General features: G+C 68.5%; 24 protein-coding genes and 4 pseudogenes. 7 read left to right on the top strand and 21 right to left on the bottom strand.

Features of this window, described 5'->3' with window-relative positions:
- A pseudogene (locus tag A5622_RS29975) lies at nucleotides 1-93 on the bottom strand (hypothetical protein); the annotation flags it as partial.
- A 10-nt stretch (nucleotides 94-103) separates the two neighbouring features.
- Between A5622_RS29975 and A5622_RS02970 the strand changes: the two are divergent.
- Nucleotides 104-802, top strand: a pseudogene (locus A5622_RS02970) (signal recognition particle receptor subunit alpha); the annotation flags it as partial.
- 379 nt (nucleotides 803-1,181) lie between these two features.
- Here the strand turns inward: A5622_RS02970 and smc are convergent.
- The 3 genes from smc to A5622_RS02985 form a co-directional block, all read right to left on the bottom strand.
- The gene (gene smc / locus A5622_RS02975; protein WP_066876550.1) at nucleotides 1,182-4,778 is read right to left on the bottom strand and encodes a chromosome segregation protein SMC; all 3,597 of its coding nucleotides are present in this window, start codon (nucleotides 4,776-4,778) and stop codon (nucleotides 1,182-1,184) included.
- Between the two features lie 258 nt (nucleotides 4,779-5,036).
- Entirely contained in the window at nucleotides 5,037-5,330 is a 294-nt protein-coding gene (locus A5622_RS02980) for an acylphosphatase (RefSeq protein WP_066859986.1), read from the bottom strand.
- Nucleotides 5,317-5,742, bottom strand: a complete 426-nt coding sequence (locus A5622_RS02985; RefSeq protein ID WP_066876553.1) for an OsmC family protein — start codon at nucleotides 5,740-5,742, stop codon at nucleotides 5,317-5,319. Before A5622_RS02985 ends, A5622_RS02980 begins: the two co-directional genes overlap by 14 nt.
- A gap of 53 nt (nucleotides 5,743-5,795) precedes the next feature.
- On the opposite strand from A5622_RS02985, the gene A5622_RS02990 reads away from it, so the two are divergent.
- Complete coding sequence (locus tag A5622_RS02990) at nucleotides 5,796-6,572, top strand: PIG-L deacetylase family protein (RefSeq protein WP_066876555.1); 777 nt, start codon at nucleotides 5,796-5,798, stop codon at nucleotides 6,570-6,572.
- Nucleotides 6,573-6,591: 19 nt separating this feature from the next.
- Here the strand turns inward: A5622_RS02990 and mutM are convergent, their stop codons facing one another.
- From mutM to sepIVA, 4 genes are all read right to left on the bottom strand, one after another.
- Nucleotides 6,592-7,461 (bottom strand): DNA-formamidopyrimidine glycosylase, encoded by an 870-nt coding sequence (gene mutM / locus A5622_RS02995; protein WP_066876557.1) that lies wholly within the window; start codon nucleotides 7,459-7,461, stop codon nucleotides 6,592-6,594.
- Between the two features lie 15 nt (nucleotides 7,462-7,476).
- Nucleotides 7,477-8,190 (bottom strand): ribonuclease III, encoded by a 714-nt coding sequence (rnc, locus tag A5622_RS03000; protein WP_066876559.1) that lies wholly within the window; start codon nucleotides 8,188-8,190, stop codon nucleotides 7,477-7,479.
- Nucleotides 8,187-8,786: a DUF177 domain-containing protein gene (locus A5622_RS03005; protein WP_197497908.1), complete on the bottom strand. Its 600-nt coding sequence runs from the start codon at nucleotides 8,784-8,786 to the stop codon at nucleotides 8,187-8,189. Before A5622_RS03005 ends, rnc begins: the two co-directional genes overlap by 4 nt.
- A 69-nt stretch (nucleotides 8,787-8,855) precedes the next feature.
- A complete protein-coding gene (sepIVA, locus tag A5622_RS03010) occupies nucleotides 8,856-9,593 on the bottom strand; it encodes a cell division protein SepIVA (RefSeq protein ID WP_066860047.1) in 738 nt (245 codons plus the stop codon).
- 424 nt (nucleotides 9,594-10,017) lie between these two features.
- On the opposite strand from sepIVA, the gene A5622_RS03015 reads away from it, so the two are divergent.
- A complete protein-coding gene (locus tag A5622_RS03015) occupies nucleotides 10,018-11,184 on the top strand; it encodes a permease (RefSeq protein WP_082994515.1) in 1,167 nt (388 codons plus the stop codon).
- A 6-nt stretch (nucleotides 11,185-11,190) separates the two neighbouring features.
- On the opposite strand, the gene A5622_RS03020 is transcribed toward A5622_RS03015, so the two are convergent.
- The 6 genes from A5622_RS03020 to A5622_RS03045 form a co-directional block, all read right to left on the bottom strand.
- On the bottom strand, nucleotides 11,191-12,900 hold the full coding sequence (locus A5622_RS03020) for a thiamine pyrophosphate-requiring protein (RefSeq protein ID WP_066876563.1): 1,710 nt from the start codon (nucleotides 12,898-12,900) through the stop codon (nucleotides 11,191-11,193).
- A 281-nt stretch (nucleotides 12,901-13,181) separates the two neighbouring features.
- Nucleotides 13,182-13,664: a pantetheine-phosphate adenylyltransferase gene (coaD, locus tag A5622_RS03025; RefSeq protein ID WP_066860053.1), complete on the bottom strand. Its 483-nt coding sequence runs from the start codon at nucleotides 13,662-13,664 to the stop codon at nucleotides 13,182-13,184.
- Nucleotides 13,665-13,786: 122 nt separating this feature from the next.
- A complete protein-coding gene (gene rsmD, locus A5622_RS03030) occupies nucleotides 13,787-14,341 on the bottom strand; it encodes a 16S rRNA (guanine(966)-N(2))-methyltransferase RsmD (protein WP_066876565.1) in 555 nt (184 codons plus the stop codon).
- A gap of 10 nt (nucleotides 14,342-14,351) precedes the next feature.
- Nucleotides 14,352-14,999 carry a vitamin K epoxide reductase family protein gene (locus tag A5622_RS03035; RefSeq protein ID WP_066876567.1) on the bottom strand — a complete coding sequence of 216 codons (648 nt, stop codon included), beginning with the start codon at nucleotides 14,997-14,999 and terminating at the stop codon, nucleotides 14,352-14,354.
- Nucleotides 14,996-15,763 carry a DsbA family protein gene (locus A5622_RS03040; RefSeq protein WP_066860013.1) on the bottom strand — a complete coding sequence of 256 codons (768 nt, stop codon included), beginning with the start codon at nucleotides 15,761-15,763 and terminating at the stop codon, nucleotides 14,996-14,998. Before A5622_RS03040 ends, A5622_RS03035 begins: the two co-directional genes overlap by 4 nt.
- Before the next feature lie 101 nt (nucleotides 15,764-15,864).
- Nucleotides 15,865-16,983, bottom strand: a complete 1,119-nt coding sequence (locus A5622_RS03045; RefSeq protein WP_066860016.1) for an alpha/beta hydrolase — start codon at nucleotides 16,981-16,983, stop codon at nucleotides 15,865-15,867.
- A gap of 254 nt (nucleotides 16,984-17,237) precedes the next feature.
- Between A5622_RS03045 and A5622_RS29980 the strand changes: the two are divergent.
- Together A5622_RS29980 and A5622_RS03050 are read left to right on the top strand one after the other, a co-directional pair.
- Nucleotides 17,238-17,386, top strand: a pseudogene (locus A5622_RS29980) (oxidoreductase); the annotation flags it as partial.
- A 5-nt stretch (nucleotides 17,387-17,391) separates the two neighbouring features.
- A complete protein-coding gene (locus A5622_RS03050; RefSeq protein WP_066860019.1) occupies nucleotides 17,392-18,237 on the top strand; it encodes an aldo/keto reductase in 846 nt (281 codons plus the stop codon).
- Nucleotides 18,238-18,244: 7 nt separating this feature from the next.
- Here the strand turns inward: A5622_RS03050 and A5622_RS03055 are convergent, their stop codons facing one another.
- Nucleotides 18,245-18,808 carry a nuclear transport factor 2 family protein gene (locus A5622_RS03055; RefSeq protein ID WP_066876569.1) on the bottom strand — a complete coding sequence of 188 codons (564 nt, stop codon included), beginning with the start codon at nucleotides 18,806-18,808 and terminating at the stop codon, nucleotides 18,245-18,247.
- Nucleotides 18,809-18,924: 116 nt separating this feature from the next.
- Here A5622_RS03055 and A5622_RS03060 point away from each other — a divergent pair, with 116 nt between their 5' ends.
- Nucleotides 18,925-19,572 carry a TetR/AcrR family transcriptional regulator gene (locus tag A5622_RS03060; protein WP_066860025.1) on the top strand — a complete coding sequence of 216 codons (648 nt, stop codon included), beginning with the start codon at nucleotides 18,925-18,927 and terminating at the stop codon, nucleotides 19,570-19,572.
- Nucleotides 19,573-19,628: 56 nt separating this feature from the next.
- Here the strand turns inward: A5622_RS03060 and A5622_RS03065 are convergent, their stop codons facing one another.
- From A5622_RS03065 to A5622_RS03080, 4 genes are all read right to left on the bottom strand, one after another.
- Nucleotides 19,629-20,492, bottom strand: coding sequence for an SDR family NAD(P)-dependent oxidoreductase (locus A5622_RS03065; protein WP_066876571.1), 864 nt, complete (start codon nucleotides 20,490-20,492; stop codon nucleotides 19,629-19,631).
- 85 nt (nucleotides 20,493-20,577) lie between these two features.
- Nucleotides 20,578-20,820: a ferredoxin gene (locus A5622_RS27775; protein WP_082972300.1), complete on the bottom strand. Its 243-nt coding sequence runs from the start codon at nucleotides 20,818-20,820 to the stop codon at nucleotides 20,578-20,580.
- Nucleotides 20,821-20,867: 47 nt separating this feature from the next.
- Nucleotides 20,868-21,611, bottom strand: coding sequence for an SDR family NAD(P)-dependent oxidoreductase (locus tag A5622_RS03075; RefSeq protein WP_066876575.1), 744 nt, complete (start codon nucleotides 21,609-21,611; stop codon nucleotides 20,868-20,870).
- Nucleotides 21,612-21,719: 108 nt separating this feature from the next.
- Nucleotides 21,720-22,490, bottom strand: coding sequence for an SDR family NAD(P)-dependent oxidoreductase (locus A5622_RS03080; protein WP_066876577.1), 771 nt, complete (start codon nucleotides 22,488-22,490; stop codon nucleotides 21,720-21,722).
- A 179-nt stretch (nucleotides 22,491-22,669) separates the two neighbouring features.
- On the opposite strand from A5622_RS03080, the gene A5622_RS03085 reads away from it, so the two are divergent.
- Complete coding sequence (locus A5622_RS03085; protein ID WP_066876579.1) at nucleotides 22,670-23,857, top strand: cytochrome P450; 1,188 nt, start codon at nucleotides 22,670-22,672, stop codon at nucleotides 23,855-23,857.
- Nucleotides 23,858-23,917: 60 nt separating this feature from the next.
- Here A5622_RS03085 and A5622_RS03090 read toward each other — a convergent pair whose 3' ends face one another.
- A complete protein-coding gene (locus A5622_RS03090) occupies nucleotides 23,918-24,631 on the bottom strand; it encodes an HNH endonuclease family protein (protein WP_066876581.1) in 714 nt (237 codons plus the stop codon).
- Nucleotides 24,628-25,033: pseudogene (locus A5622_RS03095) on the bottom strand (ATP-dependent DNA helicase RecG); the annotation flags it as partial. The pseudogene A5622_RS03095 and the gene A5622_RS03090, both read right to left, overlap by 4 nt.

The raw sequence follows: 25,033 nt of genomic DNA on the forward strand, positions 1-25,033 counted from the left end.
CACCCCGTCGTCGTAGAGCATCCCGGACAACACCAGCGGCAGCGACTCGGCTTCGATCTGGCCCTCGACCGCGGCCCCCGAGGCGCCGGCCGCCCCCGCGCTCGAGGAGATCGCGCCCACCGAGGGCCGGCTGGAGCGGCTGCGCGGCCGGCTGGCCCGGTCGCAGAACGCGCTGGGGCGCAGCGTGCTGGGCCTGATCGGCGGCGGCGACCTGGACGAGGACGCCTGGCAGGACGTCGAGGACACGCTGCTGATCGCCGACCTGGGCCCGGTGGTCGCCGAATCCGTGATCTCCCAGCTGCGCACCCGGCTGGCCAGCAGCGACGTGCGCACCGAGGCCGACGCCAAGGCCGTGCTGCGTGACGTGCTGATCAACGAGCTGCAGCCCGGCATGGACCGGTCGATCAGGGCGCTGCCGCACGCCGACCATCCCTCGGTGTTGCTGATCGTCGGCGTCAACGGCACCGGGAAAACCACCACCGTCGGCAAGTTGGCCCGGGTACTGGTCGCCGACGGGCGACGGGTCGTGCTGGGCGCCGCCGACACCTTCCGCGCCGCGGCGGCCGATCAGCTGCAGACCTGGGCGTCGCGGGTCGGGGCGGAGGTGGTCCGCGGGGCCGAGGGCGCCGACCCGGCCTCGGTGGCCTTCGACGCCGTCGACAAGGGCATCGCCGCGGGCGCGGACGTGGTGCTCATCGACACGGCGGGACGGCTGCACACCAAGGTCGGACTGATGGACGAGCTCGACAAAGTTAAGCGGGTCGTAACACGGCGGGCCGCGGTCGACGAGGTGTTGCTGGTGGCGGGGTTTCGACGGTTGGCGGTGCCGGGGCTTCGGGGACGGGTTCGGGGAGTTCGACCTCGGAGATGGTGCGCCGCGGCGCGTCGCGGGGAACGGCCGCGTCGTCGCCTACCGCGGGCAGACCGGTGGTGTCGAGCCGATCGGCCGTCGTGGTCTGGCTGAAGGTGATGCCCGAGGACGCGGTGTAGCCGCCGGAGCGGTCGATCGCACCGGGCTCGGTGCGGGTGGAGAAGCTGATCCGGCGCCGGCGGTACCGCAGCAGGCCTGCCACCAGTGCGGTGATGACGAGCAGGGCAGCGACGACCGCGATGGCGATCCAAAGACCTTGGGACACGCTGACATTGTTTCAAGTCGCCCGGTGTGCGTCGGTCACCGGGCCTTACTCGACCGCGCCCACCAGCTGGTCCACCTGCTGGCCGCGCATCCGCTGGGAGATGACGGCGGTGATGCCGTCGCCCTGCATGGTCACACCGTAGAGCGCGTCCGCGACCTCCATCGTCGGCTTCTGGTGCGTGATGATGATCAGCTGAGAGCGCGCCCGCAGCAGCTCGAACAGCGAGATGAGCCGCCGCAGGTTGGTGTCGTCGAGGGCGGCCTCCACCTCGTCCATGATGTAGAACGGCGACGGGCGGGCCCGGAAGATCGCCACCAGCATGGCCACCGCCGTCAGCGCCTTCTCGCCGCCGGACAGCAGCGAAAGCCGGGTGACCTTCTTGCCCGGCGGCCGGGCCTCGACCTCGATGCCGGTGGTGAGCATGTCGTTGGGGTCGGTCAGCCGCAGCCGCCCCTCGCCACCGGGGAACAACACGGTGAAGACCTCGGTGAACTCGCGTTCGACGTCGGCATACGCCTCGCTGAACACCTGCAGGATGCGGGCGTCGACCTCGTCGACCACTCCGAGCAGGTCCTTGCGGGCGGCCTTGACGTCCTCGAGCTGGGTGGACAGGAAGTTGTATCGCTCCTCGAGCGCGGCGAACTCCTCCAGCGCCAGCGGGTTCACCCGGCCCAGTTCGGCCAGCTCACGCTCGGCCCGCTTGGCGCGGCGTTCCTGGGTGGCCCGGTCGTAGGGAATCGGCGCGGGCGCGAAGACCTGCTCACCGCGCTCCTTGGCCTGCTCGTATTCGGCCATCTCCAGATCGGTCGGCGGCAGCAGGTTGTCCGGCCCGTACTCGGCGATCAGGTCGGCCGGCGCCATCCCGAACTGCTCGAGCACCATCTGCTCGAGCTGCTCGATCCGCATCGCCGCCTGGGCGTTGGCCACCTCGTCGCGGTGCAGCGAGTCGGTCAGGGCGGCCACCCGGGCGCTCAGCGCGTTCACCTCGTCGCGCACCGCGGCCATCGCGGTCGCGCGCTGCTGGCGCTCGGCGGCCAGCGCGTCGCGGATCTTGGACGCGGCGTCGACGACCCCGGTTAACCGCTGCGCCAGCAGCCGCCCGGAGTCGGCCACCGCCGCCGCCACCGCGGCGGCACGCAACCGCGCCTCCCGCGCCTGCTGGGCCCGCAGCCGGGCTTCGCGCTCGGCCGCGGCCGCGCGGCGCAACGAGTCCGCGCGCCCCCGCACCGCGTTCGCCCGCTCTTCGGCGGTCCGCACCGCCAGCCGCGCCTCCACCTCGACGCTGCGCGCGGCTTCGGTCGCCGCGGCGATCCGCTGCCGGTCCACGGGATCTTCGGTCGGCGCCTGCTGGGTCTCCTGCGCGTTGCGCAGCCGGGTCTCCAGTTCGGTGACCTCGGCGACGGTCTGGGTCCGGCCCGCTTCGAGCTCCTCGCGCTGCCGCAGCAGCCTGCTCCACTCGTCCTCGGACGTCCGGGCCTCCTGGCCCAGCCGGCCCAGCTGTTCGTACATCCCCGAGATCTCGCTGTCGGATTCGTTGAGCGCGGCCAGCGCCTGCTCGGCGGAGTCCTGACGGGCGGCCTGCTCGGTCAGCGCCCCGGACAGCGCCGCGCTGAGCTGGGCCACCCGCGCCTCGGCGGCGGTCAGCTCGTCGCCGGCCTTGTCGATCTCCGACGTCACCTCGAGCGTGGACAGCTTGCGGTCCGAGCCGCCGCTCACCCAGCCGGCGCCCACCAGGTCGCCGTCGAGGGTGACCGCACGCAACCGGGGATGCGCGGCCACCAGCGCCAGCGCCCGGTCCAGGTCGTCGACCACCGCGACGCCGGAGAGCATGGCCGTGATCGCGCCGCGCAGCCGGGCGGGCGCGTCGATCAGGTCGAGCGCCCACAGCGCACCCGCCGGGGCGGCCTGCGGGGTGGGCTGATCGGCGGGCCAGTCCCCCAGCACCAGCGCGGCGCGGCCGCCGTCGGCCTCCTTGAGCGCGGCGACGGCCGAGCGGGCCGCGCCGAAGCTGTCGGCGGCCAGGGCGTCGGCCGCCGATCCCAGCACCGCGGCCAGCGCCGCCTCATACCCGGACCGGACCTTGACCAACTTGGCCATCGGACCCAAAAGACCTGTGCCGTCGTGGTTTTGGGTGAGCCACGCCGCGCCGTCCTTGCGCTCGAGCCCGATCGCGAGCGCCTCGATGCGGGCCCGCAACGAGGCCACCTGGCGTTCGGCGTCCCGCTCGGCGGACTGCAGTTCGGCCACCCGCTCGTCGGCCAGCCGCAATGCGGCGACGGTGCGCTCGTGGTGTTCGTCGAGACCCACCTCGCCCTGGTCGAGTTCACCGACCCGGCCCTGCACGGTCTCGAATTCCACCTTGGCCTGCTGCGCGCGGGCGGCGGCGGCTTCGATGCGTTCGGACAGCCGCGCAACGCTGTCGTCGATCGATTCGACGCGGGCCCGCATCGTCTCCACCTGGCCGGTCAGCCGGGCGAGGCCTTCCCGCCGGTCCGCCTCCGCGCGCACGGCCGCCATGTGAGCCCGGTCGGCCTCGGCGGCTTCGCGCTCGCGCTCGGCCAGTTCGGCGCGCGCGCCGTCCAGCCGGGTCCGGGCGCCGGCCAGCTCGGCGAGCAGCTGTTGTTCGGCGGCCGCGACCCGCTCCGCCTCGGCTTCCAGCGCGGCGGGGTCGGTGTCGCCGGTGGCGACCGGCTCGACGTCGAGGTGCTGGGCCCGCTCGCTGGCGATGCGCACGGTCGCGGCGACCCGTTCGGCCAGCGCGGACAGCGCAAACCAGGTGTGCTGAACGGACTCTGCGCGGCTGGAGAGTTCGGCGACCGCCGCCTCGTGCGTCGTCAGCTCCTCGGACGCCACCGCCAGCCGCGCGGCCGCCTGGTCGTGGTCGCGCCGCATGGCGGCCTCGGCCTCGAAGATGGCCTCCCGCTCGCCCTGCCGGTTGACCAGGTCATCGGCGGCCAGCCGCAGCCGGGCGTCGCGCAGGTCGGCCTGGATGGTCTGGGCGCGACGGGCCACCTCGGCCTGGCGGCCCAGCGGTTTGAGCTGGCGACGCAACTCGGTGGTCAGGTCGGTCAGCCGGGCCAGGTTCGCCGACATCGCGTCGAGTTTGCGCAGCGCCTTTTCCTTGCGCTTGCGGTGCTTGAGCACGCCGGCGGCTTCCTCGATGAACGCGCGACGGTCTTCGGGCCGCGATTGCAGGATCTCGTCGAGCTTGCCCTGCCCGACGATGACGTGCATCTCCCGGCCGATGCCGGAGTCGCTCAGCAGCTCCTGAACATCCATCAAACGGCAACTGCTGCCGTTGATTTCGTACTCGCTGGCGCCGTCGCGGAACATCCGCCGCGTGATCGACACCTCGGAGTATTCGATGGGCAGCGCGTTGTCGGAGTTGTCGATGGTGACGGTGACCTCGGCGCGCCCCAGCGGGGCCCGCGACGACGTCCCGGCGAAGATGACGTCCTCCATCTTCCCGCCGCGCAGGGTCTTTGCTCCCTGCTCCCCCATGACCCAGGCCAGCGCGTCGACGACGTTGGATTTGCCCGAGCCGTTGGGTCCGACGACGGCGGTGATGCCCGGTTCGAACCGCAGAGTCGTCGGCGAGGCGAAGGACTTGAAGCCCTTCAGCGTCAGACTCTTGAGGTACACGGCGAGCCAGACTACCGCTCAAATCGGCCCGGACGGCGGCACCGCGGGGTGTCGGCCGGCCCGAAATAGGGCGGCGTTTCGGGCGGTCGACGCACTGGTCACAGTGGTCACATCAGCCACGGGCGGAAGGTGAATGTCGCCCTGCGAAACGCGCTAGCGCCGGCGCTATCACGTTGCGGATTCGCCCATCGACGCCGCAGCCGGTGCCGGTGTGACATGTGAGGCCCAGGGGCTCGTCGGACGCCCGGACCGTGCCCGTCAGCGCTCGACGAAACCCTCGAACCGCTCCTGGGGCTGTGACCAGTCGGCGACCACCTTGTCGACGTGGCCGGGCCGCGACGGCCATGCGGTGCCGCCTTCCAGCAGGTGCAGCAGCTTCTCGCCGGCCGGCCGCGGGCCCTGGGCGACCACCAGAACGCGGCCGTCGGCCTGGTTGGCGGCATAGCCGGTGAGACCCAGTTCCAGCGCCCGGCAGCGGGTCCACCAGCGGAAACCGACGCCTTGGACCTGGCCGTGCACCCATGCGGTGAGCCGGGTGTCAGGCTCCGACATTTTTCGCCTCGGAGCTGACCTCGAAGTTGACGGTGGTTCCGGACTTGAGCGTGCGGCCGACCGTGCAGACCTGGTCGATCGCGCGGTTGACCACGACCAACAGGCGCTGCTTCTCGTCGTCGGCCAGCGACGACAGGTCCAGTTCCAGGGTCTCCTCGAGCAGCGGATAGCGTTCCTGCTCCCGGTCGGCGGCGCCGGAGACCTTCACCACCGCCTTGTAGTCGTCGCCCAGCCGGCGGGTCAGCGGCAGGTCGCTGGACATCCCGCTGCACGCCGCGAGCGCGATCTTGAGCAGCTCACCGGGGGTGAACACGCCTTCGACGTCCTCGGAGCCGATCAGCACCTGCGCCCCTCGTGAGCTGTACCCGGTGTAGCGGCGAGTTCCGGTGCGTTCCACCCATAGTTCGGCCATGGCTCATTTCTACCGGGCGGCCGAACTTTTCCGGCACGGGCATACTGTTTTGCATGTCCACCGTGGTCGCATTCCATGCCCACCCGGACGACGAGGTCGTGCTCACGGGTGGCACCCTGGCGCGGGCGGCGGCGGCCGGGCACCGGGTGGTCGTGGTCACGGCAACCGACGGTCGCGTGCACAACGAGGACCACAACGACCGGCTGAACGAATTGCGTTTGAGCGCAAGCATTCTCGGGGCGCATCGGGTGGAGTGCCTGGGGTACGCCGACAGCGGCTACGGGCCGCTGTTCTACCCGGATCCGCCCGGGCGCACCCGATTCGGCCGCGCGGACCTCGACGAGGCGGCCGGGCGGCTGGCCGGCATCCTGCGCGACGAACACGCCGACCTGCTACTCAGCTATCAGCCCAACGGCGGCTACGGCCACCGCGACCACGTCCAGGTGCACCACGTCGGCAAGCGGGCCGCCGAACTCGCTGCCATCCCGCGGGTACTCGAGGTGACGATGCCGCGCGAAATGCTGCTTCGCGTCAGCGATGTCGCGCATTTGTTGCGGCTGCCGGAGCCGTACGAACGCGACATCGTCCGCGGCGCCTACGCCCCCCGCGCCACGATCACCCATCGCGTCAACGTCTTCGGATTCGCGCGCCAGAAGCGCGACGCATTCGCCGCGCACCGCTCCCAGATCGGCGCTTCGGGTCTGGTCGCGGGTGTGTTCGGGCTGCTGTTGCGGTTGCCGCCTCAGGTGTTCGGTGCGCTGTTTTGCCACGAGTGGTTCGTGGACCCGGCGCTGCCCACCGGGACGCTGCGCCGCGACATCTTCGATTGACTCATCCGCGTTCGAAAGCTCAGCCCCGCGGGCGCGGTTGACATTTCGGGCAGTAGAACGACGAGCGGTTCATGAACTTCTCCCGGCGCATCACCGCCCCGCAGCGACGGCAGGCGTGGCCCGCACGGCCGTAGGCGTCCAACGATCGGTCGAAGTATCCGGACTCGCCGTTGACGTTGACATACAGCGAGTCAAACGACGTCCCCCCTTTGGCCAGCGCGTCGCGCATCACGGCGGCGGCGGCGTCGAGCACGGCGGTCAGCTGCTTGCGGCTCAGCGTGTCGGACAGTCGCGCGCCGTGCAGCTTGGCCCGCCACAGCGCCTCGTCGGCGTAGATGTTGCCGATACCCGACACCACCTGTTGATCGAGCAGCTGCCGCTTGATCTCGGAATGTTTGCGCCGCAAGACTTTTACCACCGCGTCCGCGTCGAAGCGGGGGTCCAGCGGGTCACGCGCCAGGTGCGCGACCGGTTCGGGCACCACGCTGCCGTCCACCTCGACCAAATCGGCGAGCATCCACCCCCCGAAGGTGCGCTGGTCGGCGAAACTCAGCACGGTTCCGTCGTCGAGCAGCGCGGAGATCCGGACGTGGTCGGCGCGCGGCACCGCACCGAGCAGCATCTGCCCGCTCATGCCGAGGTGAACCACCAGCGCCGTATCCGATTGCTGCCCAACGGGTTCGGTGTCGAGCAGCAGCCACAGGTATTTGCCGCGCCGATCGGTGCCGGTGATTCTCGCGTTCAGCAGCCGGGCGGTCAGGTCCGCGGGCCCCGCTTCGTGGCGACGCACCGCGCGCGGGTGGTGCACCCGCACGGCGGTGATCGTCTTGCCGACGACGTGGGCGTGCAGGCCGCGGCGCACCACCTCGACTTCGGGCAGTTCGGGCATTCAGACAGACACCATCTAGTTGGGCGTCGTCCCCGCGGTGTCCAGCACGTCGAGGGTTTTCCAGGTCTGGGCCGCGGCCTTCTGCTCGGCTTCCTTCTTGGAGCGGCCCACCCCGGTGCCGTATTCGGTCTCGGCCACCACGACCACGGCGGTGAATTCCTTGTCGTGGTCGGGGCCGGTGGAAGTGACGACGTAGGACGGCGCGCCCATGCCGCGCGCCGCGGTCAGCTCCTGCAGGCTCGTCTTCCAGTCCAGCCCGGCTCCCAGCGTCGGCGCGGCGTCCAGCAGCGGACCGAACAACCGCAGAATCACCTCGCGCGCAACGTCGATGCCGTGCTCGAGATAGATCGCGCCCAGCAGCGATTCCATCCCGTCGGCCAGGATGCTGGATTTGTCGGCCCCGCCGGTGTTGGCCTCGCCACGCCCCAGCAGCAGATGGACGCCGAGGCCCCCGCCGCACAGCTTGCGCGCGACGTCGGCCAGCGCCTGGGTGTTGACGACGCTGGCCCGCAGCTTGGCCAGGTCACCCTCGCTGCGGTCGGGGTGGCGGTGGTAGAGCTCGTCGGTGATCGTCAGCCCCAGCACGGCGTCGCCTAGGAACTCCAGGCGCTCGTTGGTGGGCAGTCCGCCGTGCTCGTAGGCGTAGCTGCGATGCGTCAGCGCCAGGGACAGCAGTTCGTCGGACAGTTCAACCCCGAGGGCGTCGAGCAGAACCTGCCGTGAACTCACCGCTGGTCCCGCGACTCGTCCGACTCGGCGCTGAACATGCCCGCCAGCTTGGCCCACCGCGGATCGATGCGATCGTGCCGGTGGCCCGGCTCGGCGGCCAGCGGGACGCCGCATTCGGGACACAGCCCCGGGCAGTCCGGGGTGCACACGGGCGAGAACGGGAGCTCCAGCCCGACGGCGTCGCGGATCGACTGCTCGAGGTCGATGGTGTCGTCGACGATGTGGCCCACCTCGTCTTCCTCGGTGGTCGCCTCGGTGGTGCTGTCCGGGTAAGCGAACAGTTCGGTCAGCCGCACCTGCACGTGGCTTTGTAGCTTGGTCAGGCAACGCGAGCACTCACCGGCGGTCGGGGCGGTCACCGTCCCGGTCACCAGGACGCCTTCGGACACCGATTGGACCTGGAGGTCCAGGTCCAAGTCCGCGCCGGCCTCGATCGCGATCATGTCCAGCCCGATGCGGGACGGACTGGGCACGGTTTTTCGCAGGGTGACCATGGCCCCGGGGCGCCGCCCGAGCCGGGTGATGTCGAACGCCATCGGTCCGGCAAGCCGTGACGCTGCGCCGCGGGCCGATGATGTGCTGTGCTGCCGCGTCATACCGGGAATCCTACGGCGCTGACCCGACAATTCCAGGGCGTGGCCGCCCGGGTGGACCGCCGCGCGGGGCTAGCGCACGGCGTAGTCGTGGGTTCCGGCGGCGGTGCGCAGTTGGTGACGACCGCGTCCCACCGAGCGCAGGGTGCCGTTGAGGAATTCCTCGAACTCGGCGAGCTTGTTGTCGACGTAGATGTCGCACTCGCCGCGCAGCCGGTCGGCCTCGGCGTGCGCCGAGTCGATGAGCCGGGTGGCCTCGGCGTTGGCCGCCTCCACCACGCTGTTCTGCGACACCAGGCGCTGCTGCTCCTTGATGCCCTCTTGCACGGCCTTCTCGTAGGAGATGTTGCCGTTTTCCAGCAGCCGGTCGGCTTCGGCCTGGGCGCGCCCGACGCTGGCTTCGTACTCGCGCTTGGCCGCCGTGGCGATGCGCATCGACTCTTCGCGAGCCTCGCCGACCATCCGCTCGCTGTGCTGGCGCGCCTCACTCACCATCCGGTCGGCTTGCGCCTTGGCGTCGGACAGCAGCCGGTCGGCCTCCGCGCGGGCGTGGTTGAGCATGGACTCCGACTCGGTGGTCGCCGAGGCCACCATGGACTCGGAGTGCGTCTTGGCGTCCTGCAGCATCGAATCGCGGGCGTCCAGCACATCCTGGGCGTCATCCAGTTCGCCCGGAATCGCATCCTTGATGTCGTCGATCAACTCCAGCACGTCGCCGCGGGGCACCACGCAGCCGGCCGTCATCGGAACGCCACGGGCTTCTTCCACGATGGCGCTGAGTTCGTCCAGCGCCTCAAAGACTCGATACACGGCCATACCCTCCTGGCGTCTGCAAAGATCCGGTTGTTACCAGTGTGCCTGGTGTTGTCCCCGTGACAGCGGTGGCGAGCCCGGTGTGTCGGGTATTTGCCCGTTCGGGGCGCCTCAAACAACCCGGCGCGCCGTTTCCGGCCAGGTCGCAGGAATCCAGTGTCATCAGAAAGCGCCCGTTCACGCTGTTACCGCGGCCGCCACGGCCGCACGAGGTGGTTCATCCATATTCGGCGCCGGGCTCCCGCCGAGGCTCGACGGGCGCGGGGCCCGGGGTTTGCGTCGACACGCCGGGGCCCGGCTATTTGCCAGCGATTCTAGGCGCCGGGCGGCCGGGCCACTATCTCGGTCGCCGGCAGTATACCCCCTCGGGGTATACTGCACGGGATACGCGGGCGCCCTACGGTTTACCCAGGAGGACACAGTGACGGTGCTATCGGCGATCGGGCACGCGTTGACGCTCGCGGGCTCGATGACGTGGGAAATCTTGTGGGCGCTGATCCTGGGTTTCGCCCTCTCGGCGGTGGTGCAGGCCGTCGTGCGGCGTTCGACGATCGTGTCGCTGATGGGTGACGACCGGCCGCGCACCCTGGCGATCTCCGCGGGGCTGGGCGCGGCGTCGTCGTCGTGCTCGTACGCCGCGGTGGCGCTGGCGCGGTCGCTGTTTCGCAAGGGCGCCGACTTCACCGCCGCGATGGCGTTCGAAATCGGTTCCACCAACCTGGTGGTGGAACTGGGCATCATCCTGGCGCTGCTGATGGGCTGGCAATTCACCGCCGCCGAATTCGTCGGCGGCCCACTGATGATCGTCGCGCTCGCCGTGCTGTTCCGGCTGTTCGTGCGTTCGCGACTCGTGGACGCCGCCCGCGAGCAGGCCGAGCGGGGACTCGCCGGATCCATGGAAGGCCATGCGGCCATGGACATGTCGATCCAGGGCGAGGGCTCGTTCTGGCGACGGCTGTTTTCCCCGGCGGGCCTCACCTCGGTTTCACACGTGTTCGTGATGGAGTGGCTGGCGATCCTGCGCGACCTCGTGCTGGGCTTGTTGATCGCCGGCGCCGTCGCGGCCTGGGTACCCGAAAAGTTCTGGCAGGTCTTCTTTTTGGCCGATCACCCGGGCCTCTCGGCGCTGTGGGGCCCGATCGTGGGGCCCATTGTGGCGATCATGTCCTTCGTGTGCTCCATCGGCAACGTGCCGCTGGCCGCGGTGCTGTGGAACGGAGGCATCAGCTTCGGCGGTGTCATCGCCTTCATCTACGCCGACCTGTTGATCCTTCCGATCCTCAACATCTACCGCAAGTATTACGGCACCAAGATGATGCTGACGCTACTGGGCACCTTCTACGCCGCTATGGTGGCCGCCGGATATCTGGTCGAATTGGTCTTCGGCACAACGCATCTCATTCCCAAGCAGCGCAACGCGACGGTGATCGAGGCGTCGATCTCCTGGAACTACACGACGTGGCTCAACATCGCCTTCCTGATGCTCGCGGCAGTCCTGATCGCCCGGTTCGTCACGTCCGGAGGTCTGCCGATGGTGCGCATGATGGGCGGCTCCCCCGAGGCCGGCCAATCAGAGCATCGGCACTGAGGAGTCTCAGGGTTGCGGCAACCGCACGTCCAGCACCACGCAGCGCCCTTGCCCGGCCTCGGCGAGCGCCCATTCGACGGCCTTGCTCATCTCCGCCGGCGTGTGCACCGTGCGTCCGCTGCCGCCGCATGCCGCGGCGAGCGCGGCGTAGTCGGTGTCGGGGGTGAGTCGGGTCTCGCCGAAATCGTTCTCCCGCACCGACACTCCCTGCGGATACAAGTCAATCACCGGCAGCTTGGAGGCCAGATACGACTGATTGTTCAAGACGACGGTGACGAAGGGCGCACCATGGCGATGCGCCGACCACAACGCGGCGGTGGGCACGCCGAAGTTGAACGAGCCGTCGCCGCAGATGGCGACGACGGGCGCTTCCGGCCGGGCGAGCTTGACCCCGAACGCGCCGCCGAGCGCCCAGCCCAATCCCGGGGCGCCCGTGTCGAAGAGCTGCCCGGGTGACCGCCGCACCTGCCGGGCCACGGCGGACCGGTTGGTCACGGCCTCCTGGACCACCACCGCGTCGTCGGGCAGGGCGCCGCCCAGCGCGGCCAGCATCGCATCGGGTGCGTCCGCCGGGCGATCGGAGGCGGCCCGGCGGGCCGCGTCCCGCTGGCGCTGCGCCGTGTCGGCCTCGGCCGCCTGCCGACGCGCGGCCCACTTCTCCCGCAGCTCGTCGGTGGCCAGCCGCAACAGGGTCTGCTCGAGCAACAGCAGCGCCACCCGCGTGTCGGCGGTCAGCGCGACCTCGATCGGAAACGACCACAGCGGCATGCTCGGTTTGACCGGATCGCCGTCGATCTGCACCACGCGGGCATTCGCGGGCGGGGCCAGCTGCGCCGACACCCAGGGCACTTCGCAGTCCAACAGCAGCACGGTGTCGGCGTTCTCCAGCGGCGCCGCGTCGCCCACCACGTGCAACGGATGTTCCAGCGGCAGGTTTGCGCGGTCGCCCTGATCGATCACCGGCGCACCCAGCAGCTCGGCGATGCGGCCCAGCACCGTTGCGGTCGCGGGGTCGGCGGCGGTCCGGGCCGTGACGATGACGACCCGCTTGCCCGCCACCAGGATTCCCGCCAAGCGTCCCAGCGCGCCCGGATCCGGGCCGGGCGGTACGGCCGGCGGCAGGCGGCGCGGCAGCGCCCCGGCCCCGTGCTCCATCAACGCTTCTCGCGGCAGCATGACGTACGCGGGGCCGGACGGGCAGGATTGGGTGACCTGGAAGGCCCGCCGGACGATCGGGGCCAGCTCGCGGCCGCGGGGAACCTCCATGTGCCACTTGGCGTAGTTGCGCACCACGGCGGGCTGGTCGAGTTGCTCCTGCTGCCAATGGATGTAGGTGTCGCGGTGACCGCGCACCCCCGGCGCCGAGCTGTAGGGAGCGCGGCCGGCGAATACCACCACCGGGGTCCCGTTGCGCTGCGCGTTGTGCAGCTGGCAGCCCAGGTTCAGCGTGCCGGCGTCAACGTGCACCATCACCGCCTGCGGGCGGCCGCTGGCCATGTGATGGCCGATGGCCGCGGCCAGCGCGATGCTCTCGTGCACGCACAACACCGCCTGCGGGCTCGGCGTGCCCGCGGCGCGCGCCGCCGCCAGCGCCTCCTGAATCGGCGCGGAATCGGTTCCGGGGTTGATGAAGAAGTGCGCGACTCCCTCGTCGGCGAGCAGCGCAACCAGATTGGCCGCGGCCTCGGGTACGTCGAACAGATTGTCTACCGTCATGGTGCCGTTCTCCTATCGACGTCGGCGACCTCGCGTACCCCCTCCTGACGGATCAGATCTTCAAGATACGTTCTGTATGGGCGTCTGCGATCTATTCCGGCGGACTCCGGTTCCACGTGGCGCGCTCGAACCCGTCGACCGCCCCTAACCAGGGACTCACGGGTAATCGACGGAGAACTTTCGACACCATCGGGTACCCGCGGCGTGGCGGTTTACTCCACGCCACTACCGGCATGGTCAATGCGCCTGCCGCGCAATGGTTTTGGCGTCGATCGGCGGATTCAGGACCGGGCCGAAAGCCGTTCGCGCAGACGGCGATTGACCGGTTCGGGCAGCAGTTCGGACACGTCACCGCCGAGCATCGCGACCTCTTTGGCCAGCGACGAGGACACGAACGAATAGCGCGGGGCGGTCGCGACGAAGAAGGTGTCCACACCGGCGACGTGTTTGTTCATCTGCGCCATCTGCAGCTCGTATTCGAAGTCGGTGCCGGTGCGCAATCCCTTCACGATGGCGGTCATGCCCCGCGCCCGGACGAAGTCGACGACCAGGCCCTGCCCGGCCTCCACCCGCAGGTTCGGCAGGTGCGTTGTCGATTCGTTGATCATCGCGATCCGCTCGTCGAGGTCGAACATGCCCTTTTTGGCGGGGTTGGTCAGGATCGCCACCACCACCTCGTCGAATTGGGCCGACGCGCGCTCGAAGACGTCGATGTGACCCAACGTCACCGGGTCGAACGACCCGGGGCACACCGCGCCCGTCATGCGCGCGATCCGATGCAAGCGGGTGATCTGCGGACATCGGCGATCATGACGCGCGGCGAGACGATGCAGAGCGAAGCGATGCTGAGGAGCGGCGCCATGACGAACGACGGTACACGCCTACCTCAATGGCGCTCGGCCAGCTCCAGCCGGGTGTCGCCATACACCCGGTGCGGCCACGCGGCCCAGCCGGCCGGCCAGTCCAGCGGCGCGCCGCCGGCCGCACGCTCCACCACCGCAACGCTGCCTTGGTGCACCCAGCCACGGGCGGGCAAGGCGGCCAACACGGCCTCGACCTCGGTGGCGTCCACGTCGTAGGGCGGGTCGGCCAGCACCAGATCGAACGCGGCGTCGGTCCCGGCGGCCAACACGGTCGCCACCGCTGCGCGGCGCAGCGTCGCACCGGGCAGGCCCACGGTTTCGATGTTGCGCGCGATGACGGATGCGCTGCGCGGGTCCGACTCCACGAAGAGCGCGGCGGCGGCACCGCGGGACAGCGCCTCCAATCCCAGTGCGCCCGAACCGGCGTAGAGGTCCAGCACGGCGACACCGGTCAGGTCCAGGCGGGCCGAGAGGATGTTGAACAGCGATTCGCGCACCCGATCGGTGGTGGGCCTGGTACCGCGCGGCGGGACCGCGATGCGACGGCCCCCGGCCGCGCCGCCAATGATCCGGGTCACCTGCGAAGTCCTAGAGCAGCGTCGACCAGTAGTCCCAGAACCGGGCCATGATCAGCAAGAACACCGCGGTGAACCACAGCGCGGCGACCGACCACCGCCATTGGAAGAGCAGCCATCCCGGTCCGGATTGCCGGTGCTGCAGCACCGGGCGATAGGCGATCGAGGCCACCACCACCAGCAGCGAGATGGTGACGACCCACACCACCATGCAGTAGGGGCACAACGCGCCGATGCGGTAGAGGCTCTGGAAGATCAGCCAGTGCACGAACACCGCCCCGACCACCAGCCCGGCCGTCAGAACCAGCCAATACCATTGCGGCAGAGCAACTTTCGTCAGCGCCAACAGCCCGGTCACGACCACCACGGTGAAGGCCACCAACCCCAGCAGCGGGTTGGGAAAGCCCAGCAGCGACGCCTGCGGCGTGATCATCACCGAGCCGCAGGACAGGATCGGGTTGATGTTGCAGGACGGCACGTACGCCGGGTTTTCCAGGATGTCGATCTTCTCAACCGTCAGCGTCGCCGACGCGACCAGCCCGATCAGCCCGGCGATGAGCACCCACCAGGCGCTGAGCGCGGGCACTCGCGTCCCCGAAGCCGGATCCGGCGTCAGGTCGCCGGCGGGATCGACAGCTTCGGTCGACACCGCACCGGTCACATCGCGGCCGGCGCGACCGCGCCGTCGATGCCCGGGATGTTGCCCACGATTTCCTTGATCTTGTTGACCAGCGCCTCGGGTGTCGACGGGTCGTAGTCCTCGCCGTTGATCTTGATGGTCGGCGTGGCGTTGATGTGTGCGGCCGCCGCTTCGCCGGTGACCTTGGACAGGTATTTGCCGCTGTTGATGCAGTCCGGCACCTTGCCCACCACACCGGCCTCGCGGGCGAGTTCGATCAACCGGGCGTTGTCCGGGAAGCTCTTGCCGGTTTCGCTCGGTTGGATGTCGGTGCTGAACAGCGCGGAGTGGAAGCGCCGGAAGGCGTCCTGGGACTCGTCGGCGACGCAGAGCGCCGCGGCGCCCGCGCGCGAGGAGTAGTTCTGGTTCCGCGAGCTGTCGAGGATCGACACCATGGAGTAGTCGCCCGCGATGGCGCCGAGGTCGATGAGCCTGGACACCGTCGGGCCGAAGGTGCGCTCGAAGTTACCGCAGGCCGGACACAGGAAGTCCTCGTAGAACGTCACCACGGCCTTGGGGTTGCTGGTGCCGGGCTGGGTGATCAGCTTGCTCGACGTGACCCGAACGGTGTCGCCCGCGCCGGTGGGGCCGGTCTTCTTGTGGTGCGAGGTCACGATGTAGAAGACGAGGGCGACCGCGAAGATCACCACGAATGCGGTACCGCCGATTTGGACGAGCCGGCTCGACTTACCGCCGGAGGCCGACTTCATGTCGAATCGCGGGGGACGTTTGGGTTTGTCGGCCACAGGTTCCCTGATCTTTCGGTACGAGTTGTCGGTCTGCCCGGGTGCGGACAAAGCGATCGGACAAGGCGCCTCTAGATTACCGGCGCCAACCGCTGCGGGAATCAGACCCGGCTCAGGTGGGCGCGCAGCGCCGAGATCAGCTCGCTGGTCGCGACCATGCTGTCGCCGCCCAGCTGGAACAGGTTGGCGAAGCCGTGGGTCAGCGAACCCAGGTACCGCAGGTCCACCGCGACGCCGGCGGCCCGCAGCGCCTCGGCGTAGCTTTCGCCTTCGTCACGCAGCGGGTCGAAGCCCGCGACGGCGATCAGCGCGGGCGCCAGTCCGGTCAGCGACTGCGCCAGCGCCGGCGACACCCGCGGATCGGTGCGGTCGAGCTTCGACCGCCGCAGATACTGCGATTCGAACCAGTCGATGTCCCGCTTGGTCAGCAGGAAGCCGCGCGAGAACAGGGTCAGCGACCGGTTCTTGGCGGTGAAGTCGGTGCGCGGATAGATCAGCCATTGCAGCACCGGCGCCGGGGCGCCCTCGTCGCGCGCGATCTGGCTGACGACGGCGGCAAGGTTGCCGCCGGCGCTGTCCCCGCCGACCGCGACGTGGCCCGGCGTCGCACCCAGCTCGCCGGCGTGCTCGTAGGCCCAGGTGAAGGCCGCGTAGGCGTCCTCGATCGCGGCCGGCGCCGGGTGCTCGGGGGCCAGCCGGTAGTCGATGGACAACACATGGATGCCGGCGTCACGGCAGGTCAGTCGGCACAGACTGTCGTGGGTGTCCAGGTCGCCGATGGACCAGCCGCCACCGTGGTAGAAGACCAGCAGCGGTGCCGGCTCGCCGCCGGGTGGACGGTAGTGCCGGGCGGGGATCTGCCCGGCGGGGCCGGGCAGCGTCAGCTCGGCGACGTCGACGTGGATCTGCGGCCCGGGGAACCCCACGGTGGACTCGCGCATCTGAGCTCGCGAGACGTGCGGGTCGTCGTCGACCACCAGGCCGTCGATGCCGACCGCGCGCAGCCCCGACAGCATCAGCTGCAGCGTGGGGTCCAGCGTGTTGCCGTCGATGATCACCGAGCGCCCACGGACCAGCCCGCGCCTGATGGCGGTGGGGATCCACGGGATGACCTTGGCCCCGACGCCGGTGACGGCGCCCTGGATCCGGCTGGCCAGCGGCACCGAGGTGCGATCGGCGCCGCGCTCGAGTTCCGGTGCGCCTGACAGAGGCCTGGTCATGGGCAACCCCCTTAACAACACGTGCGAACGCTCGCCGACGAACAGCTATTCGGTCCCCGAACCCACCGCCTCGGAGCGTTGCCGGCCCCCGGCGGCCACCAAACACGCGGCATTGCCGCCTGACCCACGCTACTGCAGCGCTATCGGCGTGCCGAGCGCGTGGTGGGCGAAGTCTGCGATATCGGTGGTGAGATCGGGCCGCGTCGCGGCGAAAGACGACCCGCGCGCAGGTGTCGATCAGTTGCATTTATTGACTAGGTAATATCGTGGTCCCCAGGTCGGTGAGCCTTCATCGGATTGCGAGCGACTTCGACGTGTTCGATTTCGAACTCAGCGCCTCGAATTCGATGACGGAACTCGGCTCGGTGCACAATCTCGAACCTTCAATTTCACAGGCAGGTGAATGAATTGGCTGGCGAGTCGGGCTCCGCCGTACCCTCAATTGCTCTCAACGACGAGAACACGATCCCGGCCCTGGGCCTGGGCGTCGCGGAATTGTCGGATGACGAGACCGAACGCGCGGTGTCGGCGGCGCTGGAAGTCGGCTGCCGGCTGATCGACACCGCCGCGGCCTACGGGAACGAGGCCGCCGTGGGGCGCGCCATCGCCGCCTCCGGCATTCCCCGCGCCGAGCTGTTCGTGACCACCAAGCTGGCCACGGCGGACCAGGGTTTCAAGGCGGCGATGGACGCCTGCAACGCCAGCCTGGAGCGCCTCGGCCTGGACTACGTCGACCTCTACCTCATCCACTGGCCGGCGCCGGCCCTGGGCAGCTACGTGAACTCCTTCGGCGGCATGATCCAGTCCCGCGCGGAAGGTCAGGCCCGCTCGATCGGTGTATCCAACTTCACCGACGAGCACCTGACGACTGTCATCGATCTGACTTTCGTCACCCCGGCGGTCAACCAGGTCGAGCTGCATCCGCTGCTCAACCAGGAAGCGCTGCGCAAGACCAACGCCGAGCACAACGTGCTCACCCAGTCCTACACGCCGCTGGCGCTGGGCAAGCTGAACGACAACCCGACGGTGAATTCGGTCGCCGGCGAATACGGCAAGACCGCCTCGCAGGTCCTGCTGCGGTGGAACCTGCAGCTGGGCAATGCGGTCGTCTTCCGGTCCGCCAACCCCGAGCACATCTCCTCCAACCTCGACGTCTTCGACTTCGAGTTGGCGGACGAGCACGTCGAGGCGCTCAACGGGCTCAACGACGGCACCCGGTTGCGCCCGGACCCCGAGACCTACGAAGGCGCGTAGGGCGCCGCTACCATCGCGCCGGGGCCGGCGCGTCGATGGTCAAGGGACGCTGATACGACAGGTCGGTGCGGTCGCGCGTCCCGACGAGGTAGCCCTTTTCGGTGAAGAACGATGACTGCAACACCCGGGCGTCCGCGAGGAACATGCCTTCGACCGTCGAGCGGCGGACCGCGATGCGCCACTGCCCATTTCGCCGCTCCAGCCGGTCGATGTAACGGCCGGTGATGAACTGGGCGCTCTTGGCGTCGGGCCCGACGAGAACCACGATCACGTAACTCTCGGCGTGCGCGGCATCACCATCGACTTCGCACGTGTGCGTGGTGATGTTGTGGGTGTGAACCCGCGCCGTCTCGGCATGGGTCTTATTGGCCCAATCCCCGTACTCCGGACCGGAATTGACGGCGTGGCCGTGCTCGTCGACACCATCGGCGTGGTACGCGGACGCGATCAGGTCGACGTCGTGGCGGTCACAACCTCGGGCGTGGCGCGCAATGCAGTCGAGGATCTCAGTGCGATCCAGCAGATAGCGAACGTTCTTCTCGAGCGCGTCCAAGCCCGTGTCCACGGCCATGCTGTCCCTATTCGTTGGATCGGTCGGCATCGACGCTTGCGACGCCCGGTGCCACTATACACTCGTACAGCACAGGCCAGGTGTCACAATACGAGTACTCAACAGATCGGATGGCCATGGCGACGTCGTCGCGGCGCGTGGGCGCCGAAACGTCCAAGACGCGGGACGTGCTGCTGGACTGCGTGGAAAAGCTGATGCTCGAACAGGGGTATGCGAGCGTCACTTACCGGGCGCTGGCGGCAAAGGCCGGCGTGACACCGAGCCTGGTGCAGTACTACTTCCCCACTCTCGATGAGATTTTCGTCGCCGCGATTCGGCGCTACTCCGAGCGCAATCTGGCATACCTGACCGAAACGCTCGCACGCCGCAGCGACGATCCCCTGCGGGCCGTGTGGGAGTACTCGTGGGAAGAGGCGACCGGCGCGCTGATGACGGAGTTCATGGCGCTGGGCAACCACCGCAAATCCATTCGCAATGAGATCGCTGCCGTGACCGAGAGCGTACGGAAGGTCCAATTGGACGCGCTCGTCGCCAAGTTCGGCAAGAACGCTCGTCCGGTCGGTGATCTTTCGCTGCCGGCGCTGCAGTTGCTGATGTCGGGCATGCCGAAGTTCCTGAATCTCGAGGAGGGCATCGGCGTCAAGTCGGCCCACCGGGAGGTCACCAAGGCCTTCGAGCGCTACATAGACTCGGTGGAACCACGCCCCGAGCCTCCCAAACGCAAGACCACCCAGCGCCGCCGGGCGACGACGCGTCGTGCGTAGCCGTAGTTGAGCGGGTGGGTCGCCGCGGTCGACTCAGTGGACAATCATGTTGACGGTCAACGCATCACGTGTGCGCACTGCTGGTGCGGGTGAACGTTGAACAAATCACGATAGGACGGTGGCTGGCGGCCACCTTCGTCACTGATGCCGTATCTCGCCGCCAGCTCCGCGCCGATCAGCGTCTGCCCGCTCAAACTCATCAAGTCCGGGTCCTGATAGAGCGCCCAGATCACGTGGCCGGTCAATTCGGGCGTCTCGGCGGTATCGAGGATGTGGCCGAACTTCTCGGGATTGCTGGCGATGATCTTTCGGACGCGGTCGGTCAGCAGCGATCCCATCCAGATCGAGACGGCAGCGATGCCAAACTCACGAAAGTCGAACGCCATGTCGGCGGCCATCTTGTCGGTGGCCGCCTTCGGCACCCCATAGGCGGGACCGAACGCGTAGTGCACTGACCCCGAGGACGACGAAAACGCAACCAGCCCTTTGCGTTGCGAAATCATCAACGGTGCGGCGTGGACGGTGGCGACGTAGCTGCTGCGCAGCCCGACGTCGAGCGTGTCGAGCACGCTGAGGGGCTCCTCCCAGAATTTGGTCCGACCCATCATCTCGTCGCGAATGATCGCGGCGTTGTTGACCAGGACGTCGAGCCGCCCCTGCTCGCCGCGGATTTGGGCGAACAACGCCTCGACCTGGTCGTCGTCGGCGTGGTCGACACCGACGGCGATCCCCCGTCCGCCCGCGGCGCTCACTTGTGCGGCCGTCTCGTCGACGGTGCCCGGCAGGGCTGAGTCAGCGCCGCTGCGGGTGCGACCGGTGACATACACCGTGCAGCCATGGCTGCCCAGCGCGCGGGCGATCCCTGCGCCCGCGCCGCGGCTGGCTCCCGTGACCAGGACCACCGGGGTGTTTTCCGGCATCGATGTGCTCCTTCGGGCGTACGTGGCCGACCCGCCGACCCGTCAGTGCGGAATCGCCGCCGAGTCGTCTGCAGGTGCGCTCATGTCATCGCCCAAGTCGACGACCGTGGGCCGCCCGGGCAGCAACGACATGGTCGATCATCACGGAGATGGCCTGCTCGGGGCAGGAGCGGGCCGCCTCGAGCACACCGTCGCGGTGCCCGTCGGCGACCTCCTCGACCACGGCATGGGCATGACCATCGACGTCGTCGAGTTCGAACGACTCCGGTGCGGTCATGGCGCACATCGTGTGGCCCTGGCAGCGGGCCGGATCGACCTTGACGCGCACGCTACCTCCTGAATACGTTGCGTTGCTTGCATTGTCGTTTGGCGTTGTCAGAGGACCGCGCCGCCGTTCACGCCGATCACCTGGCCGTTGACGTAACCGGCGCCCTCCGAGCACAGAAAGGAACACACCGCCGCCACGTCGTCGGCCTGCCCCAGCCGCCCGGCCGGAATGGCTTGCGTCAAATGCTCGGTGGGTGGCAGCTTTCCGTCCCGCTGTTGCTGGCGCAGCATCGGCGAATCGATGACGAACGGCGGTACGGTATTGGCTGTGATGCCCTTGCGGGCGTAGTCCAGCGCGACCGTCTTGGTCATGGCGATCACGCCGCCCTTGGTGGCCGAATAGTGCCCCTGCGCGGGAGCGCCCTGCTGACCGGCGGCAGATGAGATGGTAACGATACGACCCCATTTCGCCGCCACCATGTCGGACAACGCCGCTCGCACGCAGAGGAAGGTGCCGGTCAAGTTCACCGCCAGATAGCGGTTCCACTCGTCGAGGGTGATCTTGTCGAACCGCGTGAATCCGGCGATGGCCGCGCTGGTCACCAAAATCTCCGTCGGCCCGAATTCCCCTCGCACGGAGGCGAATGCCGATTCAACCGCCGCCTCGTCCGACACGTCGACTCCGATCGCAAGCGCATTGCCGCCGGCGGTTTCGATCTCGGAGGCGACGGCGTTGGCATTGGCCGGATGCACGTCCATGATCGCCACGCGATGACCGTCGGCCGCCAGCTTGACGGCGATCGCTCGTCCCAAACCGGAACCCGCACCGGTCACGACGGCCGTTCGGGTCATCGGGCAGCTCCTCGGTTTCGGGCCGTACCAGCAAGGTGCTGTACGAATGTATAGCGAAAATGCGAGGGGCACAAGAACCGCCGGCGCGCATCGGCCTCGGGTGCCGCCTTACACGCCAGCGCCACCGGGAGCTCCGTGCATGTACAGCGTTTGCCCCGAACAGAAACTCGCTGCGTCCGACGCGAAGAACAAGACGCCGTAGCCGATTTCGTCGGGCTCACCGAGTCGGCCGAGGCCGTTGGTGAGCGCGATCGCCTCCGGATCCAATCCGTACCGCGCGGCGTCGTCGGTCAGGGTGGCGGCGCGTACCGCACCGACTGCGATGGCGTTGACTCGAATGCCCTTCTTGGCCCACGCGGCCGCCATCGACCCGGTCAGGTTGTTCACGGCCGCCTTCGCGGCGGCATAGGGAGCCGCCTGCGGCATCGCCAGCAGGCTGGCCCCCGACGAGATGTTGACGATGGCCCCCTTGCCCTGCGCCATCATCGGCTGGGCTGCCGCCTTGGACAGGTGCCAGACGGCGTTGAAGTTCAGGGCGAGCACGTTCTCGAAGTCGTCGTCGGGCCACTTGAGGATCGACTTCGTCTCCGCTCCCCCAGCACAATTGACCAGGATGTCCAGCCGCCCGAATTCCTGAACAGCTCTGTCGATGAGCGCCCGGCACTCGTCCGCGGACGTCACATCGGTGGACACGGCCACGGCACGGCGGCCCAGCGCCATGACTTCCCTGGCTGTGGATTCGAGCGGGTCGGGGCGCCGGCCCGCCAACACGACGTCGGCGCCATGCTGGGCCAGCACGAGCGCCGTACCACGCCCGATTCCCGTGCCGCCGCCGGTAATGACGGCGACGCGGCCGTCGAGGTCAAACCGACTCTTCATACCGTTTCCTCTTGTTCGTCGTGGCGGTGCGCGAGCGGCGCCCATCGTTTGTACGATCGTATAGCATCGTCGCCTGTGCCGGGGACGACCGGTTCGTTGCCCCTCGGACGAGGCATGCTGTACGTTCGTATAGCGCCCACATGAGGGCGTGCGGAAGAACCGCTGACGAGGAGCCGACGTTGAGCGATCTGTATTACGACCCGTGGGACGTCGACATCGACCTGGACCCCTATCCGACCTACCGGCGCCTGCGCGACGAGTGCCCGGTCTATTACAACGAACCGCACAACTTTTGGGGCGTAAGCCGTTACGCGGATGTCGATGCGGCGCTGAAAGACACCGCCCGGCTCAGCTCGGCCAAGGGCGACATCCTCGAGGTCGTCATGACCGACCCGGTGATGCCGCCAGGCATCTTCATCAACGAGGATCCGCCCTTGCACACCATTCATCGCGCGATCGTGTCCAGGGCATTCACACCGAAGAAGATGCGAGCGATCGAGGACAAGATCCGTGCCTTCTGCGTCGCGTGCCTTGACCCACTCGTCGGCGGGGAGCGGTTCGATTTCGTGGCGGATCTGGGCGCCGAGCTGCCCATGCGCACCATCGGAATGCTTGCCGGTATTCCCGATGCGGAACAGCCTGCGGTACGCGAACACGCCAACCAGGTGCTGCGCAACGAGCCCGGAAAACCGATGTCAATCAAGAAAGATCGCTACTTCACCGGTGAGATGTTCGGCGAATACGTCGAGTGGCGCGAAAAGAACCCATCGGACGACCTGATTACCGAACTGCTCAATGTCGAGTTCGAGGACGAGACCGGGACCACGCGGAAGCTGACCAAGCAGGAACTGATCGTGTTCTTGGCGGTGGTGGCCGGCGCGGGCGTTGAAACGACCGGTCGCCTGTTCGGCTGGATGGGCAAGGTGCTGGCCGAGCACCCCGATCAACGTAAGGAACTCGCCGAAAACCATGCGCTGATCCCGACGGCAATCGAGGAACTGCTGCGCTACGAACCACCCGGGCCGCATGTAGCGCGCTACGTCGCCACCGACGATGTGACTTTCCAGGGGCGGGTCATCCCGGCGGGCAGCGCCCTGCTGCTGATGCTGGCTTCGGCCAACCGCGACGAACGTCATTTCGACGACCCCGACAAGTTCGACATTCACCGAAAACCCGGCGGCCACCTCACCTTCGGCCGGGGTCCGCACTTCTGCGTCGGATCTCCGTTGGCGCGTTTGGAAGGCCGCGTGGCGCTAGAAGAGGTACTCAAGCGATGGCCCGAATGGGACATCGACATGCCCGCAGCACGACGTTCGCGTACCTCGACCGTGCGAGGCTGGGACAGCATGCCCGCGGTCATCACCTGAGATGCCCTGAGGTCAATCGAGCCGCGATCAGCACCGGCGGCGCTCGCGTAGGGCGCCGCGCTACCCCGTCGGGCAGGTCGTCGCGGCCTGGCGCAGCACGCCGGTCGACGCCTGGTCCACCGGCAGCGAGTAACCACGAAGCACCGCGATGAACTGCATCGCGTACTGGCAGGCGAACGCCGCGTTCGGCGGCATCCATTGCGCCGGCGGCGAATCGCCCTTGTCCTGGTTGGCCTGCCCTTCGACGGCCAGCAGGTTGGCCGGGTCGTTGGCGAAGCGCAGCCGCTCGGGGGCGGGCCAGCCGTACGCGCCCATGTCCCACGCGTAGGCCAGCGGGACGATGTGGTCGATCTGCACGGACTCACCGACCTTGGGGCCGCGCTGAAAGGCGATGGTCTTGCTGGTGTAGGGGTCGTGCAGCGTGCCGGTGGCCACCGCGTCCGGACACCGTTTCACCGACACATACGTTTTGTCCACCAGATCACGGTTCAGGATGTCGTCGCGCGTGTCGCATCCGTTGTGCCCCAACGGGGCATCGTTGTCGTCGTCCCAGGCGTCGCCGAACGCCGAGCGCAGGTAGTCGTAGCGGTGCTGGCGCAGGGGCACGACGGCCACACCGGCGAGCACATCGGTGCCCGGCTGCACCGTCGGAACGTCGGCGCGCGCCGCGTATTCGGCGGAACGCCGGGCGGTCGAGGAGCCGACCGTCTGATAGGCCACCAGCAACGCCAGCGCGGCCGCCGCGGCCAGCCACAGCAGTACTTTGCGATTCAACTTTTGTCCAGGTATTCGATGCGGTCGGTGTCGGTGAATCGCGCGGCCAGCAGCCCCAAACCGGGATTGGAGCGGTCCTCGGCGTAGGCCCTGACACAAAAGTCCCGCGCGGCCTCGATGAACTCCAGGTGGTCCGCCAGGGACAGCAGCCGCAGCGTGATCGCCTTGCCGGACTGGTTGCGGCCCAACACATCTCCCTCCCGACGCTCCTTGAGGTCGAGATCGGCCAGGGCGAAGCCGTCCAGCGTCTCGGCCACCGCACACAGTCGGCGGCCGGCCGACGAGTCCGGCGCGGACCAGCTGGCGAACAAGCACAGGCTCGGATGCTGGCCACGGCCGATCCGGCCGCGCAGCTGGTGCAACTGACTGATCCCGAACCGGTCGGCGTCCATCACCAGCATC

Origin of the sequence: Mycobacterium sp. 1245801.1 (genome assembly GCF_001673055.1) — a bacterium.
GTDB lineage: Bacteria > Actinomycetota > Actinomycetes > Mycobacteriales > Mycobacteriaceae > Mycobacterium > Mycobacterium europaeum_A.

What these genes read in the sequence shown, in the direction of transcription:
- A5622_RS03020 (WP_066876563.1), bottom strand. Translation starts at nt 12,900, where the DNA reads ATGACGGTAGACAATCTGTTCGACGTACCCGAGGCCGCGGCCAATCTG.
- A5622_RS03080 (WP_066876577.1), bottom strand. Translation starts at nt 22,490, where the DNA reads ATGAAGAGTCGGTTTGACCTCGACGGCCGCGTCGCCGTCATTACCGGC.
- A5622_RS03075 (WP_066876575.1), bottom strand. Translation starts at nt 21,611, where the DNA reads ATGACCCGAACGGCCGTCGTGACCGGTGCGGGTTCCGGTTTGGGACGA.
- coaD (WP_066860053.1), bottom strand. Translation starts at nt 13,664, where the DNA reads ATGACGGGCGCGGTGTGCCCCGGGTCGTTCGACCCGGTGACGTTGGGT.
- A5622_RS02985 (WP_066876553.1), bottom strand. Translation starts at nt 5,742, where the DNA reads ATGGCCGAACTATGGGTGGAACGCACCGGAACTCGCCGCTACACCGGG.
- A5622_RS03065 (WP_066876571.1), bottom strand. Translation starts at nt 20,492, where the DNA reads ATGCCGGAAAACACCCCGGTGGTCCTGGTCACGGGAGCCAGCCGCGGC.
- A5622_RS03060 (WP_066860025.1), top strand. Translation starts at nt 18,925, where the DNA reads ATGGCGACGTCGTCGCGGCGCGTGGGCGCCGAAACGTCCAAGACGCGG.
- mutM (WP_066876557.1), bottom strand. Translation starts at nt 7,461, where the DNA reads ATGCCCGAACTGCCCGAAGTCGAGGTGGTGCGCCGCGGCCTGCACGCC.
- A5622_RS03045 (WP_066860016.1), bottom strand. Translation starts at nt 16,983, where the DNA reads ATGACCAGGCCTCTGTCAGGCGCACCGGAACTCGAGCGCGGCGCCGAT.
- A5622_RS02980 (WP_066859986.1), bottom strand. Translation starts at nt 5,330, where the DNA reads ATGTCGGAGCCTGACACCCGGCTCACCGCATGGGTGCACGGCCAGGTC.
- A5622_RS02990 (WP_066876555.1), top strand. Translation starts at nt 5,796, where the DNA reads ATGTCCACCGTGGTCGCATTCCATGCCCACCCGGACGACGAGGTCGTG.
- A5622_RS03055 (WP_066876569.1), bottom strand. Translation starts at nt 18,808, where the DNA reads ATGGCCGTGGACACGGGCTTGGACGCGCTCGAGAAGAACGTTCGCTAT.
- A5622_RS03005 (WP_197497908.1), bottom strand. Translation starts at nt 8,786, where the DNA reads ATGACGCGGCAGCACAGCACATCATCGGCCCGCGGCGCAGCGTCACGG.